This window comes from Ruegeria sp. YKSF57 (assembly GCF_059612585.1).
Genome location: NZ_JBXWQW010000021.1, coordinates 67,841 through 85,050 on the forward strand (window position 1 = coordinate 67,841; position 17,210 = coordinate 85,050).

Below are 17,210 nucleotides of genomic sequence, written 5' to 3' on the forward strand. Positions count from 1 at the left end.
GTCTATCCATCCTTGTCCGTTCGGAACCACGCCTCGGGGTTCACCGGGCTGTTGCCTTCTCTCACCTCTATATAGAGCGTTTCTGGGCGGTCAGTTCCAGTGCCATCACCGCTTGTTGACAAAATAGCGCCGATTTCCGGTGTAGTTCCCGCCATCAATCCGACCGGGCTGCCCGCCGGAACCACCTGACCGGGGGCGCCAAAGACCTCCTGCAACCCGGAGAAAACGAACAGTAAATCCGGCTGTGGCTCAAGAATGACCACGTTTCCCAAGTCCAGCAATGGACCGCGATACCGGATCGTCGCCGCAGTCGGAGAAACCACCAACGCACGTGGCCGTGTTGCAACGATCATACCGTTGCGGGTGATTCCGGCGGCGTCCGCCTCTCCGGCACGTCGCAACACGACACCCTGCACCGGCAATTCCAATTCGCCCTTTTGCGTTGAAATATCGGCGTCGGTCGCCGCGATCTCGCCCGCTGCGATTTCGGACAGGCCGCTGGCAAACCCTTCCAGCGTTTCTGTCGAGGAAATCAGGATCGCAGCCCTGACAGGGTCTTCGGTAAACCGGCGCGGCAGATCGGTTCGGTCCGCCACCGCCTTGCTGAGTTCGGCGCGCGCCTTTTGGACACCGGCCAATCCATCCGCAAGAGTATCCGCTGCATTCTGCTGTAGCTGGCGCAGGGTCTGCACCTCGGTCAGATCCTGTCGCAAGTCTTCTGCTCGCGCATTCAGGGCAGGTGCCACCTCGGCCATCATCATGCCCGACCGGGCCGCACCCAAAGGCCCAACCGGATGCAGCATCAGAACCGGCGGCGGTGTGGTTTCAATGGTTTGCAGCACACCCAGAAGATCCGATATTTCGTCTTCTCGCGACCGCAATTCAGCAGCCAATTGCGCCTCGCGGGTCGCTGCCTTGCGCAGACCGTCGCGCATCGCCGCCAAACCTGCCTCAAACGCCTGAATGGTCGTTGTCAGTGCCCGCACGCGGTCGCGCGCGCTTTCGGCCTCATCAAGAGAGATTGTGGCCTGCTCCAGCATCGCAGCCGCCGTGCGCGCCGCGCTGGCGGCATCGCTTTGGGCATTGGCCGCACCGGACCATATCAAAGCAGCCAAAAGAGCCGCATGGAATTTCATTTCAGCAGGCTCTCGCCCGTCATTTCGGGCGGTTTGGGCAACCCCATCAGGTCAAGTATCGTCGGCGCCAGGTCAGACAAACGCCCTTCGCGCAGGGTTGCCCCGGCTGGTCCACCCACCAGGGCGACCGGGACCGGGTTCAGAGTATGCGCCGTGTGCGGCCCGCCGGTAACCGGATCGGTCATGGTTTCGCAATTGCCGTGATCGGCGGTCACGATCATCGCGCCGCCTGCCTTTTCCAGTGCGGCCACAACCCTGGCCAGACCCTGGTCCACCGCCTCGCAGGCCTTGATCGCGGCTTGCAGATCGCCGGTGTGCCCGACCATGTCCGGGTTGGCATAGTTGGTGACGATCAGGTCATACCCCGCTTCGATCGCCTCGACGAACTTCTCTGTCACCTCGGGCGCACTCATCTCTGGTTGCAGGTCATATGTCGCGACCTTGGGCGATTGGGGCATATGGCGATCTTCGCCCGCCTCAGGCTCCTCCTTGCCGCCGTTGAGGAAGAACGTCACATGCGGGTATTTCTCGGTTTCGGCAAGACGAAACTGACGCAAGCCCTGCTTGGCCACCCATTCCCCCAGCGTGTTGACGATATCGCGTTTTGGGAAAACCGTGGTCATATAGGCGTTGTGACGGTCGGAGTATTCGACCATGCCCAGCAGCGCCGCCAACTTGGGGCGCGGGCCGGTTTCAAACTCGGCAAAGCCCGGCTCGCCAATGGCGCGCAGGATTTCGCGCGCCCTGTCGGCCCTGAAATTAAGGCAGAAAACGGCGTCTCCGTCCTTGATTCCATGGTATCCGGACAGGACCGTGGGGGCGATGAATTCGTCTGTTTCCGATTGGTTATAGGCGTGATCGATTGCGGAATGGGCGGTGCTGACCGGGCGGCCCTTGCCGTTGACGATGGCCTCGTACGCCTCGGCCACGCGCTCCCAGCGGTTGTCGCGGTCCATGGCGAAATAGCGGCCACAGACGGTAACGATGCCAGCCCCCTCGGGCAGGCGCTCTTCCAGCTCGGCGATATAGCCGAAGGCGGATTTCGGGGCCACGTCGCGTCCGTCGGTGATCGCGTGAAGCGCCACTGGAACACCAGCCCGCGTGATCGCCTGCGCGGCAGCGACAATGTGGTTCACATGGCCATGCACCCCGCCGTCCGAGACCAGTCCCATCAAATGCGCAACGCCGCCAGAAGTCTTTGTTTTCGCAATGAAATCACGCAACGTTTCGGTCTCGAAAAACGACCCGTCCTCGATAGCCAGATCAATCTGGCCGAGATCCATCGCCACCACCCGCCCGGCGCCGATATTGGTGTGGCCGACCTCGGAATTGCCCATCTGTCCGGTGGGCAATCCCACATCCGGGCCGTGGGTGATCAGCCGCGCGTGCGGGCCTTGCAACATGATGGCGTCGAAGGTGGGGGTATGCGCCAGAACCGGAGCGTTCGAACGCGCGTCGTCAGACAGACCCCAGCCGTCGAGAATGCACAGGACAACAGGCTTGGGCACGGGCATGGCGGGTCTCCGGAAACTGCTCTTGGCGGTCTTCTATCGTGTGCCCGCCCAAGGGTGAACCTGCTTTTTTGTAGCAGTTTGTACCGTGATTTCAGGGGCCATTGTCCGAAATGTACAATCCACGCGCCTCAGGATTGTTCGTGTCTGGCAAAAGCCTCGGCAAATTCTGGATGCCAGCGCGACAGCGCGGGCCGGTTTTCCAGGATATCCCCCAAGGCCCAGGCGACCCGTTTCCTGTCGCGTTCCGGGGTGACGTCATTGTCGGGGCAGAGGATATAGAAATCCCCCGCCGACATGCGGGCGATCAGGTGATCCACGGTCTGTTCCGAGGTCCAGGCCGCGGCCGGTTTTTCCGGCATGTGGCGGGCGATCATGCCGGTATAGGTGAAACCGGGCACAAAGAGATGCGCCGAAATCGGAGCCTCGGCCTGTCGCAGGTCATGGGCCAGCATCTCGGTCAGAACCTTCACCCCCGCCTTGGAGACATTGTAGGCCGGGCTGCCGGGTGGCGTGGTGATCCCCTGTTTGGAGCCGGTGTTGATCACCACGGCGGGTCGCTCGGCGGCGACCATGCGGGGCAGGAAAGACTGCACGCCGTTGATCACACCGAACAGGTTGACCTCAAGCATCTGCCGCCACGCTTCGGGGTTGGTCCAGCTGGTGCTGGGGCGGGCAATGCCGGCGTTGTTCATCAGCACAGCAACCTCGCCCGCGGCAAAGGCGGCATCGGCCAGCGCCGCGACGGATGTTGCATCGCTGACATCGGTGGGTACGGCCATCACGGTGACGCCGTCGCGGGCCAGCTTGGTGATCCGGGCGGTGGCGGCGTCCAGCGCCTCGCCGGGCAGATCGGCCAGAACCACCCCCAGCCCTGCCTGGGCAAAGCGTTCCGCCGCCGCCAGACCGACACCACTGGCACCGCCGGTCACGACGGCCAGACCGCCCCGTTCGATCGCTTGAGTATACATGTCACGTCCTCCGATTGTCTGGGTCTATCCCCGCATGTTCTGTTTCATGGTGCCGATAAAGGTTTCGTCATCCTGCGCCTTGCGCGCATCCAGCAGCGCCTCGGCATCGGCACCGGCGCGATAGCGCAGGCGGTCGCTGCCGTCGGTCACCGCGTTCCAGATCACCCCGGCCACAACCTCGGGTTCGGAAGGCGACGCCGCATAAAATCCCATCGCGGCCTGCATGCCAGAGACGGTCGGCAAATATTCAGGCATGGTTTCATCCATCACGAATTCGAAAGACCGCCCCCCGAAATCGGTTTTGATCATACCGGGTTCAACGATCTTTACCTTAACGCCAAATGCTTCAAGCTCGTAATGAAGCGCCTCGGACAGGCCCTCTACCGCGAATTTGGTGCCGTGATACAAAGTGCCAAGCGGAAAGGTCATCTGCCCACCGATGGAAGAGATGTTGACGATGGTGCCGGATTTTTCGGTGCGGAAGTGGGGCAGCATTTCCTTGGTCACGGCAATCAGACCGATCACGTTGGTGTCGAACTGCCGCTGGACCTGCGCCATCGAAAACGCCTCGAGCGGGCCATAGGCGCCGTAACCCGCGTTGTTCAACAGCGCGTCGATCCTGCCGAATTTCGCAATCCCCTGTTCAACGGCAGATGCGATCGTGTCGGGTTTGGTGACGTCCAGCGCCGCAACCAGAGCATTCTCAGCCGCTTCGAATTCGCCACCGTCGCCGGGATTGCGCATGGTGGCGATCACGTTCCAACCCTGTGACAGGAAAAGCCGGGCCGTGGCCTTGCCGATGCCCGAAGATGCGCCGGTGATGAGTATGGTCTGTGGCATTGGGACCTCTTTCTGTTGGATGTGATCCATACCTATCAACCGGATCGGGATCGGCCTTGCCCGATCCTCCGAATGATCTGCCTGATCCTCCGAAGCTTTGGGATTTAGTGTTCATTGCCCACGCCATCCGGTCTATGTTTCAAAGGCAGGAGGGCTGTTCCGATGATACCCAAAGATCTGGTCAGCGAGGTTTTCAGCTATGTCAAGGCGCGGGATGCGTTGGGATCCGGGTGCGAGACGGGCGTCAAGGGGCTGTACGCCATTGGCAACCTGGAAAAGACCGCCTGCTCGGCGGCGTTTTATGATCCCATCATGTGTCTGGTACTGCAGGGTGCGAAAGAGGCGCATATGGGCGGGCGGGTCGTGCGCTATGGTGCGGGCGACACACTGATCGTCAGCCACGCGGTGCCGGTGGACGCGGCGGTCATTCAGGCCAGCCCCAATGCCCCCTATACCGCGCTTGCCCTGCGGCTGGATCTGGCGCTGGCGCGCAGCCTGTATGACGAGATCGGGGAAATGGCTGAACCCGAGGGCCATCTGCATTCTCTGGATGCGGCGGCCAGCGATGCGGCCCTGATCGACGCGGTGGCGCGGCTGTTCCGGCTGTCGTGCGACCCGGTGGAGGCCCGCGCGCTTGGCCCTTTGGTGCTGAAGGAGATCCATTTCCGGCTGCTGCGCGCGCGTCACGGCGGCATGTTGCGCCAGCTGCTAAGGCACGAAAGCCCGGCCAGCCGGATTTCCAGAGCCATCGCGCTGATCCGCAGTGATTTCCGCCAGCCGATCCCGGTTGCCGATCTGGCCGCTGAATCGGGGATGAGCGCCTCGGCCTTTCATGAACATTTCAAGGCGGTGACCTCGACAACACCGTTGCAGTACCAGAAAGAGCTGCGCCTGCTGGAGGCGCGACGGCTGTTGATGTCGGGGGGCCATTCGGTTGCATCAACGGCGTTCGAGGTAGGGTATGAAAGCCCCACCCAGTTCAGCCGGGAGTATTCCCGCAAATTCGGTCTGCCGCCGAGCGTCGAAAAATCTGCATCGGCCCTGTTGGCGGGATAGCTCAGATGCCGCGCTGCGGTGGCATCCGGCGCATCATCCAAAAGACATAGGCCGACAGGATCGCCGCCATGAAACACCAGATCGAGGTGAAGGCGTAGGAGGCGAACAGAAAACCGATCGCGACAGAGGCCGCGATCAGCCAGCCGAAGATGCGAAGCTGCCGGTGGCCGGAGCCGATCAGGGGCACGACGATGATGATCGCATAGACGACCCGAACCGCAACCTTGAGCATCTCGGTGGGAAACATGTGAGGGTTTTCGTAGCGGATGGAATGATGCACCAGCACGATTTCAAGCCGTTCCGGATGATAAAGAACCGGCAGGAACAGCAACATCCCCAGAATGAACCCGGCCACGGCGATCCACGAGAACAGCTTTCTCCGCGCCGGGCCCGGTTCGATCAGCGCCGAGGAAAGCGGCACCCAGAACGGCCAGAACCAGTAGGCGAAGAACAGAAAGACCATCTCGGGCCGCAGGGGCAAGGCCGTGGCGCCGTCAAGCGAAAGCCACAGGAACCCTTCGGCCAGCTGCTGGATGCCGAAGAACAGCGGCAAGGTGGCCAGCGCGAGGTAACGCCGCCCGGCCCGGCGCGCGGCGGCGGTGGTGAAATAGCTGCACGATATCAGGGCGGCGCCAGCGACAAAGCTGGCCTGGGCGGAAAAACACATGGTGCGGGAAACTTACTATGTTCGCGCCGATGCGCCACCCGGTGGCATGTGTTTTTGCCGGGCCGTTACTTTTCCGCACGCGCGGCTATGGCCCTGACGACATGGCGCAGGGCCTTGGCCGCGCCCTTGCGGTCGCCCGACCGCCATTTGCCGTCAACGATATCCAGCGCCGCATCAAGCCGCGCCGCTGCCTGCGGGTCCTTTTGCGATCTGGCCGCGACCAACTGCCCGGCACGCGCCCTGAGCCGGGTCCAGCGCGTATCGGCCGGAGGTTCGGAAGCGGCGCTTGTCTGGGGCGCTGCAGGCCGGTCCTGCAGCACGACCTTGAGCTTCAGCCCCTGGTCGTGCAGGAACCGCTTGATCCGGCGGGCCAGCCGGGGCGGCGGGCGGTTGTCGCAGCTGAGCGTCATCACCCGACCCCGCGTCGACGCCGTGCCGAATGCCACTTTCGGGGTCTCGCCCAGTTGCCGTGCCACCCGCCCCATGACATCCGGCGCGCGGTCGCGATGCATGACCAGAACGCTGGTTTCCACCGAGCTGCCCAGGCAAAAGCCATAGCTGACCGGCCTTTGCCGCGACAGCGACACCATGGTTTTGAGGTCTTCGGCATCGGGGGGCGTTGCGCTCATCCCCACCCCCGCGCCCTGATCAGCCGGTGCAGGCCGACCACGGCAACGATCCCCACCCCCGAGAACACCAGCAGCGTCGTCCAGTCGAGTTGTCGCATATGCGCGCCCAGCCAGGTCGACAACAGCGTGATCGGTATGATGCCAACGGCGGTTGTCCAGACGAATGTCCAGAGCGGCACGCGGGTCAGACCGGCGGCATAGTTGATCAGGTTGAACGCGACCACCGGCAGGAATCTCAGGACCAGCAGCGTGAAGGCGCCCTGCGTAAGGGTCCAGTCATCCAGCCGCCGCGCCTGCGACTGGCTGAGCCAGCCCCGCACGACATCGCGGCCCAGCCAGCGGGCAAGGCCAAAGGCCACCAGCGCCCCCGGCATGGCACCGCACCAGATCAGCGCCGCTCCGGTCAGCGTACCGAATATCGCCCCGGCGCAGATGGCCAGGATTTCAGCCGGGAACGGCACGAAACTGTGCAGGATCATCAGCCCGATCACCATCGCGGGCGCCCACATCCCATAGCCGTGCAGATAGGCCGCCATCTGTCCGGGCGTGGCGAAATACTCGCCATAGGCATAGGCCGCCCATGTTCCGGCCACAAGAACGGCCAGCACCCCGGCACAGAGGATCAGGCGGGCGGTTGTGGTCATGGTTGGTCGGGTCCTCGGCCAGTTCGAGACCCAGTATAAGGGACCGCACCGGGAATATCCTATTGATTTCCCTTCGTCCTCGCAAAGGTATGAACGCGGTTTTTGGGCGGCAGGCGCCTTGTGGCGCAAACCGGCAAGGACGCAAGGCCGCGCATATGCTTCTTTCTGGCTGCAAATACCCCAGGGAGCTTGAGGGACAGCGTCCCTCAACGAAAATCCAATAGAGCCCGCCAAAGGCGCACTATTCGATTGCCCGCACCCATGCCCCGCGCTGGCGGAGTTGCGTCGAGCTGACATGCAGCATCGGCACATCGGCAAAACACCACGCGGGCGCGTCGGAGCGCCCCAGCAGATGGCGGGCCTGCCCGTCGATCCGATATCGCCCGAACGCGCGTGCCGCCGGCGACATCCGCGCTGCAATGCGATCCCCCGGGCGCGCGACGACACCCACGGGCACGGTTTCCATGATCGACCGCCAGTTGCGCCATTTATGCAGTTGCGCCAGATTGTCGGCCCCCATCAGCCAGACAAACCGCACCCCCGGATAAAGCACCCTGAGCGCCGCCAACGTGTCCGCTGTTGCCCGCGTGCCGATTCTGGCCTCGATATCGGTGATTTCGACGCGCGGATGGCGCATCAGCGCACGCGCCGCCGCCATGCGCTGGTCTAGCGGCGCGGGACCACGTTCCTTGAGCAGGTTTCCCGGCGACACCAGCCACCACACGCGGTCCAGCCCGAACGCCTTCATCGCCTCGCGGGTGATGTGGACATGGCCCTGGTGCGGCGGGTCGAACGAACCGCCCAGCAGGCCGACCACCTGTCCGGGGCGCGCAAAGGGTATGGAGTGCCTCATCATTCTTCGCTGTTGTTCAGAACTGGCGACGCTTGTCAATCGACTGGACTGACGTCGTCGCCCAGCCGGATCAGCCCCGGCCGCAGCACTTCGGCACACCAGCCGCCATGCCCGCGCACCGCCGAATAGCCTCCCTTGCCCAGCGCCTCTTCCATCCGGCTGCACGGCGCGCAGATCACGCCGAGGCGCAGAACCGCCTCACCCACCCGCACGTCACGCCCCTTGAGGGCGGACAGGTTTATTCCGGAAACGACAAGGTTGCGCCGCAGGATATCCGGCGCCACTGACCCTTTTCCAAGATACGCCCCAATCGGCGCCAGATGCTCGGCCTGGATCAGCGTCACCGCCCGCTTGCCCGCCCGCGCGCGGTCACCCTGCAACCCTTCCGGGCCGACCTGAACCGCCTCCAGGGCGCGCATCGGGGCGCGCCGCTCGGGCCGCACGCCGATCCAGCGCACCTGTCCGGGCTGTGCCCAACCCGCGATCAGTTCGGCCAATTCAGCCATTACCGCTCTCCTCCCACCGGAATAAAGCTCAGGTCCGGCAGGCGGTCCAGCGGATAGCTGCTGTGCAACCGCCAGATCGTGTCCTGATCCTGCTCCAGCGGCCGCAGCGTGCCGCCGGGAAAGGCCCGGGTCCGCAGCGCCAGCGCGATATCCGACATCACACCCGGATTGTCGCGGAAATAGGAATGCCCATTGCCGCCCGCACCTTCGACCCGGATGAAGTGGATCAGCCCCACCTTTTGCAGCGCCGCAAGCTCGCCCGGCGCGAAATCCGACGCATCCAGTCGACCGAACCGTGCCTCCTGCGTCAGCACCGAAGCATAGGCCAGCGCCTTGTCCCTGGGGTTGATATAGACGTTGACCTGCTCGAAGGCCTCGGAAAACCGCTCGCTGATCAGCCGCTGGCGCACCGTGCCCACATCCAGATCGGGCGCGGCCAAAATCAGGGTTCCGGTCTTCATGGTCAGCTTGGGCTTGTTGCCCCGTCCCCGCTCGCGGATGACCAGTTCGCGCAACGCCGACGTCACCACGTCCGTGCCCCGCGAATGCGCCACGATATCGATCTGGTCGACCTCGGGCACCGAGGCCAGCAGATCCAGCAATTCCTTGAAATGATAGACTGAAAACTCGCTCGATTCGCGGTCTTTGAAATACTTGAACAGGCCCGGGTTTCCGGCAGGCCAGGAAAATGCCAGCGGGATCGACTGCCGCCCGGAATAGTGCCAGATATTGGTCAGCGTCGTCAGCGCGTCGTCGAATTCGTTGTTGAACCCGTGCACGTAGATCAGGATGTTGCCCGTCCCGCTTTGCCGTGTCTGTTCGGCGATGGCGGTGCGGAACTGATCGGCATAAAGCTCATAGGTCCGCCTGGCGCCCGCCTCGGTCTGCAACCGCCCGTCGCGTCGTTCCGATACCAGCGGCGTCTTGGAAAAGCGGATGTGGTCGGCAAATGACGCCACATTCAGCCGGGCCGGGCGCTGCGTGCTGCCCGCCTGGGTCTGCGCCAGCAGCGCGTTCCAGCTGTCGACGCCGCTGAAGGCGACCGTCGCCGTGCCGTATGACATCGAATCCGAACGCTCTGACAGATACACTACCTCGCCATTCTCTTTCAGATCCTGCGACCGGTCGGTGGCATACAGAACCTGCGGCGTCACGCTGCGATAGACGGGCGGAACCCTGTCGGCCTGATAATTGCGCCCCTCGGCATAGACATTGGGAACCTTCGCCAACCGATCCGTGCGCGAGGTGCAGCCCGCGAGGACCAGACAGGCAAGGCCAAACAGCCCAAGCAATCCGGCAGTTGAACGATTCCGCATGATCCGATGCCTCCTTTGCCCCGAAAGCACTGCAGAAGGCCGAAAAAATCAAATCAAACCTGCGGCATGTCTTCTCCATTTCTAGACGATTGCCCCTCCTCACGCCTTCCGCTATCACACCGCCCAACCCGAATTCCCCTTTCCAGAGGACACGACATGGCCGCCTATCAATATGTCTACCACATGCAGGGTGTCTCCAAGACCTACCCCGGTGGCAAGAAGTGCTTCGAAAACATCCACCTCAGCTTTCTGCCCGGCGTGAAAATCGGCGTCGTCGGCGTCAACGGCGCGGGCAAATCGACGCTGATGAAGATCATGGCCGGCCTCGACACCGACTTCACCGGTGAGGCATGGGCCGCCGAAGGCGCCAAGGTTGGCTATCTTCCGCAGGAGCCGCAGCTGGATGAATCGCTGACCGTGCGCGAAAACGTCATGCTGGGCGTAGCTGAAAAGAAGGCGATCCTCGACCGCTACAACGAACTGGCCATGAACTACTCGGATGAAACCGCCGACGAGATGGCCAAGCTGCAGGACGAAATCGACAGCCAGAATCTGTGGGATCTCGACAGCCAGATCGACGTGTCGATGGAGGCGCTGCGCTGCCCGCCGGACGATGCCAACATCGCCAACCTTTCGGGCGGTGAAAAACGCCGCGTGGCGCTGTGCAAGCTGCTGCTGGAAGCGCCCGACATGCTGCTGCTGGACGAACCGACCAACCACCTGGACGCCGAAACCATCGCCTGGCTGCAACAGCACCTGATCGACTACAAGGGCACCATCCTGATCGTCACCCACGACCGGTATTTCCTGGATGACATCACCGGCTGGATCCTGGAACTCGACCGCGGCCGCGGCATTCCTTACGAGGGCAACTATTCGGCATGGCTGGAACAAAAGGCCAAACGGCTGGAACAGGAAGCGCGCGAGGACAAGTCCAAGCAGAAGACCCTGCAGCGCGAACTGGAATGGATGCGTCAGGGGCAAAAGGCCCGTCAGGCCAAATCCAAGGCCCGGATCAACGCCTATAACGAGCTGGCCGAACAGTCCGAACGCGAAAAGCTGACCCGTGCCCAGATCGTCATCCCCAACGGCCCCCGCCTTGGCGGCAAGGTGATCGAGGTCAACGGGCTTGCCAAGCACATGGGCGACAAGCAGCTGATCGAAAAGCTTGACTTTGCCCTGCCCCCCGGCGGCATCGTCGGCGTCATCGGCCCCAACGGCGCGGGTAAGTCGACGCTGTTCAAAATGCTCACCGGGCAGGAACAGCCCGACGCCGGCACCATCGAATACGGCGACACGGTGCAGCTGTCCTATGTCGACCAGTCCCGCGACGACCTGAAAGACAACGACACCGTGTGGGAGGCGATCACCGGCGGGGCCGAGATCATCCAGCTGGGCGACGCGCAGGTCAATTCCCGCGCCTATTGCTCGTCCTTCAACTTCAAGGGCGGCGACCAGCAAAAAAAGGTCTCGCTGCTGTCAGGGGGTGAGCGCAACCGCGTCCACATGGCCCGCCTGCTGAAAGAGGGCGGCAACGTCCTGCTGCTGGACGAACCGACCAACGACCTCGACGTCGAAACCCTGCGCGCACTGGAAGACGCGCTGGTCGATTTCGCCGGCTGCGCCGTCGTCATCTCACACGATCGCTTCTTCCTCGACCGGATTTGCACGCATATTCTGGCGTTCGAGGGCGACGCCCATGTTGAGTGGTTCGAGGGCAACTTCGAGGATTACGAAGAGGACAAAAAGCGCCGTCTGGGACCGGATGCGCTGGAGCCCAAGCGGTTGAAGCATAAGAAATTTGCGCGGTGATATAGTGCTGGTGAGACAATCTGCATTAAGAAATTAGGAGCTTGGATGTCATTCAATTGGACTTGCCCATACTGCAACCTAACCCAAACCGTAACCCGTGAGCGTATATCTTCGGGTCGTTTTCACTTTCTGGTGGGTGAGACAGCCTGGGGCTTTTTTTGGACTGGCTGGGCAAGCTATTTGCTGCTCCAATCCACATTGTCTCAAGGTAACGGTCGACGTCAGTTTAGTTCCTAGCGACAAACATACCGACTACACTACGAACTCGCCAAGCGGACGCTACTTTCTAGAGAAGACTGAGCCTATACTTCAAAAGCGTTTGGTACCTGACAGCTCCGCAAAGCCGCAACCTGACTACATTCCGTTAGCGTTACGCCAAGACTATATCGAAGCATGCGTCATTCGCGACTTGAGCCCGAAAGCCTCTGCCACTCTCGCGAGACGTTGTTTGCAAGGAATGATACGTGACTTTTGTGAGATTAGGAAAGGTCGCCTAGTTGATGAGATTAAGGAACTCAAAAAACGATTAGACGAAGAAAAAGCTCCAAAAGGCGTATCGGCGGAAAGTGTCGAAGCTATTGATCATGTAAGGAAAATTGGAAATATCGGCGCGCACATGGAAAAAGACATCAACACGATAATTGATGTTGACCCACACGAAGCTCAAATACTCATTGAGTTGATAGAAAGTCTTTTTGATGAATGGTACGTCGCGAGAGAGAAGAGAAGAATTCGTTTCGCAAAACTCAGCGAAATTGCTGCGGACAAAGAAACTCAAAAGAAAACTTCGGAAGAGTCGCCCAAGCAAGCGTAGGATGGATGCACGCACCCATCACCCCTTGCCCGTAGGCCGGGCTTCAGCCCGGCACCCCTCGAAACACCCACACCTTTACCAACATCCGCCGATGAATGGCCTCAAAACCCTTCAATCGCTCTGAGGGGAATGGTGGATGCCGGGCTGAAGCCCGGCCTACGGGGGGTGTTCTTTGTATCACGGCTCTCCGAATGCGCCGTCCGTCACACCGCCGCTCCACTCCGGATCAACCCGGCCTGCGCGGATATCACGATGGATTGACGAATACGGCCAATCGCTCGGGTGCTCTACCAACCCGTGCTTGACCGGATTCCCCCAACAATACGCCATGTGATTGCGGTAATCCTGTTCGTCGCGAATGGTATGTTCCCAAAACCGGCACTGCCAAAAAGGCGCTTCGCGTTTGTTGGCCCGTAGGCCGGGCTTCAGCCCGGCATATCTGCCGGATGTCACAACGGGTAGATGCGTGAGTTCGGGTGCCGGGCTGAAGCCCGACCTACGGTTTGCCTTGTTCACGCGCATGGTAAACCGCGCCTTGATCGCACCCCACCGCGTTGAATAATCCGCATCCCCCGGCGGCAAGGTCCACACCGCGTGCAGATTATCGGGCAGCACGACAAAGGCATCGCACCAGAACGGCCGCTCACACCGGGTCACCGAGTAGGCTGCACGCAGATGAGCAATTTCCCGGGTCAACAGGTCCGATGACCGGTCACTCAATGACACGGTAAAGAAATACTTCGCTCCGGGAATACGGACGCGGCGATAGTCGGACATGCCGAAAGATCACCCAAGACCCATTAAAGTTCGGTGAACCGCCCCCTGCTGCCTTAACCCGTATTCCGTCACAAGGAACCGGGTCGGCACGGCCCCGGTGATCCTGGCCAGATCCTGCGTGCTCTGAAAGACGTGGCTGCCCAGTTCCAGTTGCGACACCGCCGAGCCATCGGCGTCCACGACGCCCCGACCTCAAGACACCCCCGCGAATCACCGCACCATATTTGCGCAACTCCGCCATATCCCTGCCCAAATCTCGGGTTTTCCTGACAGGACACTACTGGGAGTGCTTCGTCATGGCCCTTATCTTTTTCGCCAGCGTCGCCGGGCTTGTCGCCGCCATCGTGCAGGTGTTTGTTTTCGATCTGTCCATCTCGATGGCTGTCGCAACGTATCTGGCCTTTGCTGTCGCCTCGACCCTGATCTTCGGGTTCCGTCACCTGGGGCTTGCGCGGCGGTCGCACAAGAATGGCGGGGACGAGATTCTGGAAGCCGAAAACCGCGATACGGCGGCGGATCGGCTTGTACGATCCGGACAAACGACCTGAAAAAAAACGATACATTTCGAACAAAACCTTGCCAGTCGCCTTTGGCAATGCCATATCCCCATCGCTATCGTTTTTCTATTTCGACCTACTGTCTCCGACCACCGGCGCTCAGTCTATCGATCCAGACGACGCTGCCAGGCTGCCGCAATTCCGTGGGCAGCAACAATCAGGAGATACCGGAATGCCCGCAGGCACCGTAAAATGGTTCAACACCACCAAAGGCTTTGGCTTCATCGCACCCGAAACAGGCGGCAAGGACGTGTTCGTGCACATCTCTGCTGTCGAGCGTTCGGGCCTGACCGGCCTGGCCGACAACCAGAAAGTCACCTACGAGCTGCGCTCGGGTCGTGACGGCCGCGAAAGCGCGGACAATATCGAACTGGCATAAGCCATTGACTGGGCGGGATTAATTCCCGCCCTACGTCCTTACCCAGCCGACGATCTGCCCTTCGCGCAGCGCCCCGGACTGGCGTTTCCTTTCCTTGCCCTTTTCAAAGGCCACCATGGTCGGAATACCGCGGATGCGATAGCGCCCGCCGGTCGACTGGTATTTCTGCGTGTCCAGCTTGACCAGACGCGCCTGTCCGGCCAGCTTGCCCGCGGCCCTGGAAAACTCCGGCCCCATCATCTTGCACGGCCCGCACCACGGCGCCCAGAAATCAACGACCAGCGGCAGATCGTCGTGTTTCGCCGCCTTTTCGAGAATCGCCGGATCGACGTCCACTGCCGCGCCGCTCACCAACCCAGACCCGCATTTCGCGCATTTGGGACCCGCCAAAAGCTTGTCACCAGGTATCCGGTTCAGCTGGCCACAGCTCAAACAGGTCAACGTCGTTTCAGTCATCTCCGGGTCCTTCAATAACCACATTTCCCAGATAGGAACCGGGATGGCCCTGCGCAATCGGCCGCGCTTAACCAAATCTTATGAAGGTCCAGCCAATCATCGAGTCATTTCAAATATCACAAAACTGTCAGGGGGCTTCTGCGCCCGGAAACTATTGCCCAAATTGGTACTGTCATGAGAAAATCGCCCACCCTCTTTGGCCCGCCCTATCCAGCCTGACCCTTGCCGGGTTTGCCCATTTGATTTCGCTCCCGCAAGAGCTGGGCGCGCATCCCTGGTGGGCGGACAAGGTGATCTGGATCGGTCTGCCCATCGGTCTTGCGCTGGTCGGGCTGGCCTGGGTTCTGTCCATCCCTCGCAATCTCCAGTTGGTGGGGTTCACGCTGTTTGCCCTGGCCGCGTTTCTGGCGGCACAGGGCGGCAAGACGCAGTTCGCCGCATCCTACGCCGAAGACCTGCTTGCCGGGCAAATCTGGTATTTCGGCTGGGTGGTCACCTGTGCTCTGACGACCGCAGCTTCGGCATCACTTTTCTGTTACACACGCAAGGTGGATTGACCGGCACGGACCTCCCGCCGAAACTGGACCTATTGGTTTTGTTGTTGAAAAGGGGATTGAAATGATTTCGCGCCGCGCTTTTCTTGCTGCTGCAACTGCGGCCGGCGTTCTTCCAGGTCAGGCGAATGCCAAGCAAGCCGTCGAATATGACCCGACGCCACAGATCGTCAGGATCAAGAAACAGTTCCTGCCCGGCCAGTTGCTGATCGTTCCGCGTTCCTTTTACCTTTATTTCGTGACCGAGCCCAAAAAGGCGATCCGATACGGTTGTGGCGTGGGCAAAGCCGGGTTGGAGTTCACCGGAACCGCGACCATCGACGTCAAGAAGGAATGGCCCACCTGGCGCCCCACCCAGGAGATGATCGAGCGCGATCCGGTGGCCTATGGCAGATTTGCAGACAACGACTATGTGCAGCCGGGCGGCACCGACAACCCGCTGGGCGCAAGGGCGCTGTACCTGTTCCAGAACGGGCAGGACACATATTTCCGCATTCACGGCACCAACCAGCCCGAAACCATCGGCCACGCCGTTTCCAACGGCTGTATCCGGATGCTGAACGAACATGTCATGGATCTGTATGAAAGGGTGCCTATCGGAACGGTCGTGACCGTTGTCTGATCCCCGCGCGTCGGAGGCGCGAAGGCCATGATCCGAATCTGGAAAATTGCCTGCCTGCTCTGGCCCGGAGCGGTCTTGGCCGCTTCCGCCTATCAGCCGCCTGACTCTGAGGTCGCGATGGTCAAATCCCGGCTCACACCGCTTCAATATCTATCTTTCGCCGCCGGGTTTGAGTATTGCGGATATCTTGGTTGGAACCAGTTCGGGAATTTGACCTTCACCGTCATTACGCGCGGCGACGAAAGCGGTTGCACGCCCGCAATACCCCGCAGCGGTTTCACCCCGATCGCCTCGTTGCACACGCACGGGGCCTATGACGCCTTTACGCCTGCCGAATTCCCGACCGTGCTGGATCTCGAGGCGGATCGCGACGAAGGCGTCAACGGTTATGTCGCAACGCCGGGTGGTCGTCTTTGGTTCATCGACAGCAATGCCATGGTCACCTATCAGATCTGCGGCCTGGCCTGTCTGCCACAAGACCCCAATTTCCGCGCCGGTGACGATGGCATCATCCGGCAAAGCTATACCCATGACGAGTTGATGCAACTGGAATACACACACTGACACCCGTCACGGGGCGGACCAGTCGACACCCTCCGCCTCTTCGATCTTCAGCCGTCCTTCGGGCCAGGGCCGCGTCAGTTTCCCGGCCTGCGCCTCTGTCCCGTTCAGCCACAGCGGAATATCCCGAACCTCCAGCAACACCCCCATCCGATGGTGAATCGGGCGGACGTCATCGTTCGGCTCACAGGTGACGATGGCAACCTGATCCACCGCCATGCTGGCCGAGGCCTGCCACCGGTCGGTGATCGCGGCGAAAAACAACAGCCCGCCTTTGGCATCAGATATCCGCCACGCGGTCTTGCACCGCGCCGGCCCTGTCCATTCATACCAGCCGTCGGCGAGAACCGCCGCGCGGCCGACACCGGAAAACGCCGATTTTTCGAACACGGTTTCCGAGCGCGCGTTGATGATCGTTTCCATCACCGGACGCCCGCGCGCATTGACCCGCCCGACCGGGATCACCCCCCAGCGCATTCGTGTCAGCCCGTCGGGGCCGAACACGACGACCGGTTGTCCGGGCTGAATGTTGCGGCGCGGCGGTTCACT

22 protein-coding genes are annotated in these 17,210 nt (G+C 61.3%); 8 read left to right on the top strand and 14 right to left on the bottom strand.

The window, feature by feature from the left end; translation table 11 throughout:
- Positions 1-2 precede the first annotated feature (2 nt).
- The 4 genes from AC2FLX_RS10815 to AC2FLX_RS10830 all read right to left on the bottom strand — a co-directional run bounded on the left by AC2FLX_RS10815 (position 3) and on the right by AC2FLX_RS10830 (position 4,458).
- Positions 3-1,136, bottom strand: coding sequence for a murein hydrolase activator EnvC family protein (locus AC2FLX_RS10815; RefSeq protein WP_480748449.1), 1,134 nt, complete (start codon positions 1,134-1,136; stop codon positions 3-5).
- Positions 1,133-2,650, bottom strand: a complete 1,518-nt coding sequence (gene gpmI, locus AC2FLX_RS10820; RefSeq protein ID WP_496810795.1) for a 2,3-bisphosphoglycerate-independent phosphoglycerate mutase — start codon at positions 2,648-2,650, stop codon at positions 1,133-1,135. Before gpmI ends, AC2FLX_RS10815 begins: the two co-directional genes overlap by 4 nt.
- A gap of 128 nt (positions 2,651-2,778) precedes the next feature.
- Positions 2,779-3,618, bottom strand: coding sequence for an SDR family NAD(P)-dependent oxidoreductase (locus tag AC2FLX_RS10825; RefSeq protein WP_480748447.1), 840 nt, complete (start codon positions 3,616-3,618; stop codon positions 2,779-2,781).
- Between the two features lie 24 nt (positions 3,619-3,642).
- Positions 3,643-4,458, bottom strand: a complete 816-nt coding sequence (locus tag AC2FLX_RS10830; RefSeq protein WP_480748446.1) for an SDR family oxidoreductase — start codon at positions 4,456-4,458, stop codon at positions 3,643-3,645.
- A gap of 162 nt (positions 4,459-4,620) precedes the next feature.
- On the opposite strand from AC2FLX_RS10830, the gene AC2FLX_RS10835 reads away from it, so the two are divergent.
- Positions 4,621-5,514 carry an AraC family transcriptional regulator gene (locus tag AC2FLX_RS10835; protein WP_480748445.1) on the top strand — a complete coding sequence of 298 codons (894 nt, stop codon included), beginning with the start codon at positions 4,621-4,623 and terminating at the stop codon, positions 5,512-5,514.
- 1 nt (position 5,515) lies between these two features.
- Here the strand turns inward: AC2FLX_RS10835 and AC2FLX_RS10840 are convergent, their stop codons facing one another.
- From AC2FLX_RS10840 to AC2FLX_RS10865, 6 genes are all read right to left on the bottom strand, one after another.
- Positions 5,516-6,181, bottom strand: coding sequence for a DUF6629 family protein (locus AC2FLX_RS10840; protein WP_496744275.1), 666 nt, complete (start codon positions 6,179-6,181; stop codon positions 5,516-5,518).
- Positions 6,182-6,246: 65 nt separating this feature from the next.
- Positions 6,247-6,810 (bottom strand): hypothetical protein, encoded by a 564-nt coding sequence (locus tag AC2FLX_RS10845; RefSeq protein WP_496810794.1) that lies wholly within the window; start codon positions 6,808-6,810, stop codon positions 6,247-6,249.
- Positions 6,807-7,454 (bottom strand): TVP38/TMEM64 family protein, encoded by a 648-nt coding sequence (locus AC2FLX_RS10850; protein WP_496810793.1) that lies wholly within the window; start codon positions 7,452-7,454, stop codon positions 6,807-6,809. Before AC2FLX_RS10850 ends, AC2FLX_RS10845 begins: the two co-directional genes overlap by 4 nt.
- A 241-nt stretch (positions 7,455-7,695) precedes the next feature.
- A complete protein-coding gene (locus AC2FLX_RS10855; RefSeq protein ID WP_496744270.1) occupies positions 7,696-8,307 on the bottom strand; it encodes a nicotinate-nucleotide adenylyltransferase in 612 nt (203 codons plus the stop codon).
- A 35-nt stretch (positions 8,308-8,342) separates the two neighbouring features.
- The gene (locus AC2FLX_RS10860) at positions 8,343-8,813 is read right to left on the bottom strand and encodes an MOSC domain-containing protein (RefSeq protein ID WP_496810792.1); all 471 of its coding nucleotides are present in this window, start codon (positions 8,811-8,813) and stop codon (positions 8,343-8,345) included.
- A complete protein-coding gene (locus tag AC2FLX_RS10865; RefSeq protein ID WP_496744267.1) occupies positions 8,813-10,129 on the bottom strand; it encodes an alpha/beta hydrolase in 1,317 nt (438 codons plus the stop codon). The genes AC2FLX_RS10860 and AC2FLX_RS10865 overlap by 1 nt, the downstream gene beginning before the upstream one ends.
- Before the next feature lie 156 nt (positions 10,130-10,285).
- Between AC2FLX_RS10865 and ettA the strand changes: the two genes are divergently transcribed.
- Positions 10,286-11,941, top strand: a complete 1,656-nt coding sequence (ettA, locus tag AC2FLX_RS10870; protein WP_480748439.1) for an energy-dependent translational throttle protein EttA — start codon at positions 10,286-10,288, stop codon at positions 11,939-11,941.
- Positions 11,942-12,077: 136 nt separating this feature from the next.
- Positions 12,078-12,755: a DUF4145 domain-containing protein gene (locus AC2FLX_RS10875; RefSeq protein ID WP_496875427.1), complete on the top strand. Its 678-nt coding sequence runs from the start codon at positions 12,078-12,080 to the stop codon at positions 12,753-12,755.
- 177 nt (positions 12,756-12,932) lie between these two features.
- Here AC2FLX_RS10875 and AC2FLX_RS10880 read toward each other — a convergent pair whose 3' ends face one another.
- Positions 12,933-13,532 (bottom strand): REP-associated tyrosine transposase, encoded by a 600-nt coding sequence (locus AC2FLX_RS10880; RefSeq protein WP_496810790.1) that lies wholly within the window; start codon positions 13,530-13,532, stop codon positions 12,933-12,935.
- Positions 13,533-13,541: 9 nt separating this feature from the next.
- Positions 13,542-13,712: a hypothetical protein gene (locus tag AC2FLX_RS10885; RefSeq protein WP_496810789.1), complete on the bottom strand. Its 171-nt coding sequence runs from the start codon at positions 13,710-13,712 to the stop codon at positions 13,542-13,544.
- Positions 13,713-13,828: 116 nt separating this feature from the next.
- Here AC2FLX_RS10885 and AC2FLX_RS10890 point away from each other — a divergent pair, with 116 nt between their 5' ends.
- Both AC2FLX_RS10890 and AC2FLX_RS10895 read left to right on the top strand, forming a co-directional pair.
- Complete coding sequence (locus AC2FLX_RS10890) at positions 13,829-14,080, top strand: hypothetical protein (protein WP_496810788.1); 252 nt, start codon at positions 13,829-13,831, stop codon at positions 14,078-14,080.
- A 181-nt stretch (positions 14,081-14,261) separates the two neighbouring features.
- Positions 14,262-14,468, top strand: coding sequence for a cold-shock protein (locus AC2FLX_RS10895; protein ID WP_480751815.1), 207 nt, complete (start codon positions 14,262-14,264; stop codon positions 14,466-14,468).
- 30 nt (positions 14,469-14,498) lie between these two features.
- On the opposite strand, the gene AC2FLX_RS10900 is transcribed toward AC2FLX_RS10895, so the two are convergent.
- Complete coding sequence (locus tag AC2FLX_RS10900) at positions 14,499-14,924, bottom strand: thioredoxin domain-containing protein (protein ID WP_480751814.1); 426 nt, start codon at positions 14,922-14,924, stop codon at positions 14,499-14,501.
- A 239-nt stretch (positions 14,925-15,163) separates the two neighbouring features.
- On the opposite strand from AC2FLX_RS10900, the gene AC2FLX_RS10905 reads away from it, so the two are divergent.
- The 3 genes from AC2FLX_RS10905 to AC2FLX_RS10915 all read left to right on the top strand — a co-directional run bounded on the left by AC2FLX_RS10905 (position 15,164) and on the right by AC2FLX_RS10915 (position 16,664).
- Positions 15,164-15,481, top strand: a complete 318-nt coding sequence (locus tag AC2FLX_RS10905) for a hypothetical protein (RefSeq protein WP_496810787.1) — start codon at positions 15,164-15,166, stop codon at positions 15,479-15,481.
- Between the two features lie 61 nt (positions 15,482-15,542).
- Entirely contained in the window at positions 15,543-16,100 is a 558-nt protein-coding gene (locus tag AC2FLX_RS10910; protein WP_480751811.1) for a L,D-transpeptidase, read from the top strand.
- Positions 16,101-16,127: 27 nt separating this feature from the next.
- A complete protein-coding gene (locus AC2FLX_RS10915) occupies positions 16,128-16,664 on the top strand; it encodes a DUF4329 domain-containing protein (RefSeq protein WP_480751809.1) in 537 nt (178 codons plus the stop codon).
- 6 nt (positions 16,665-16,670) lie between these two features.
- On the opposite strand, the gene AC2FLX_RS10920 is transcribed toward AC2FLX_RS10915, so the two are convergent.
- Positions 16,671-17,210, bottom strand: a 540-nt coding sequence (locus AC2FLX_RS10920; protein WP_496875426.1) for an SOS response-associated peptidase, incomplete at its 5' end; no start/stop codon positions are given.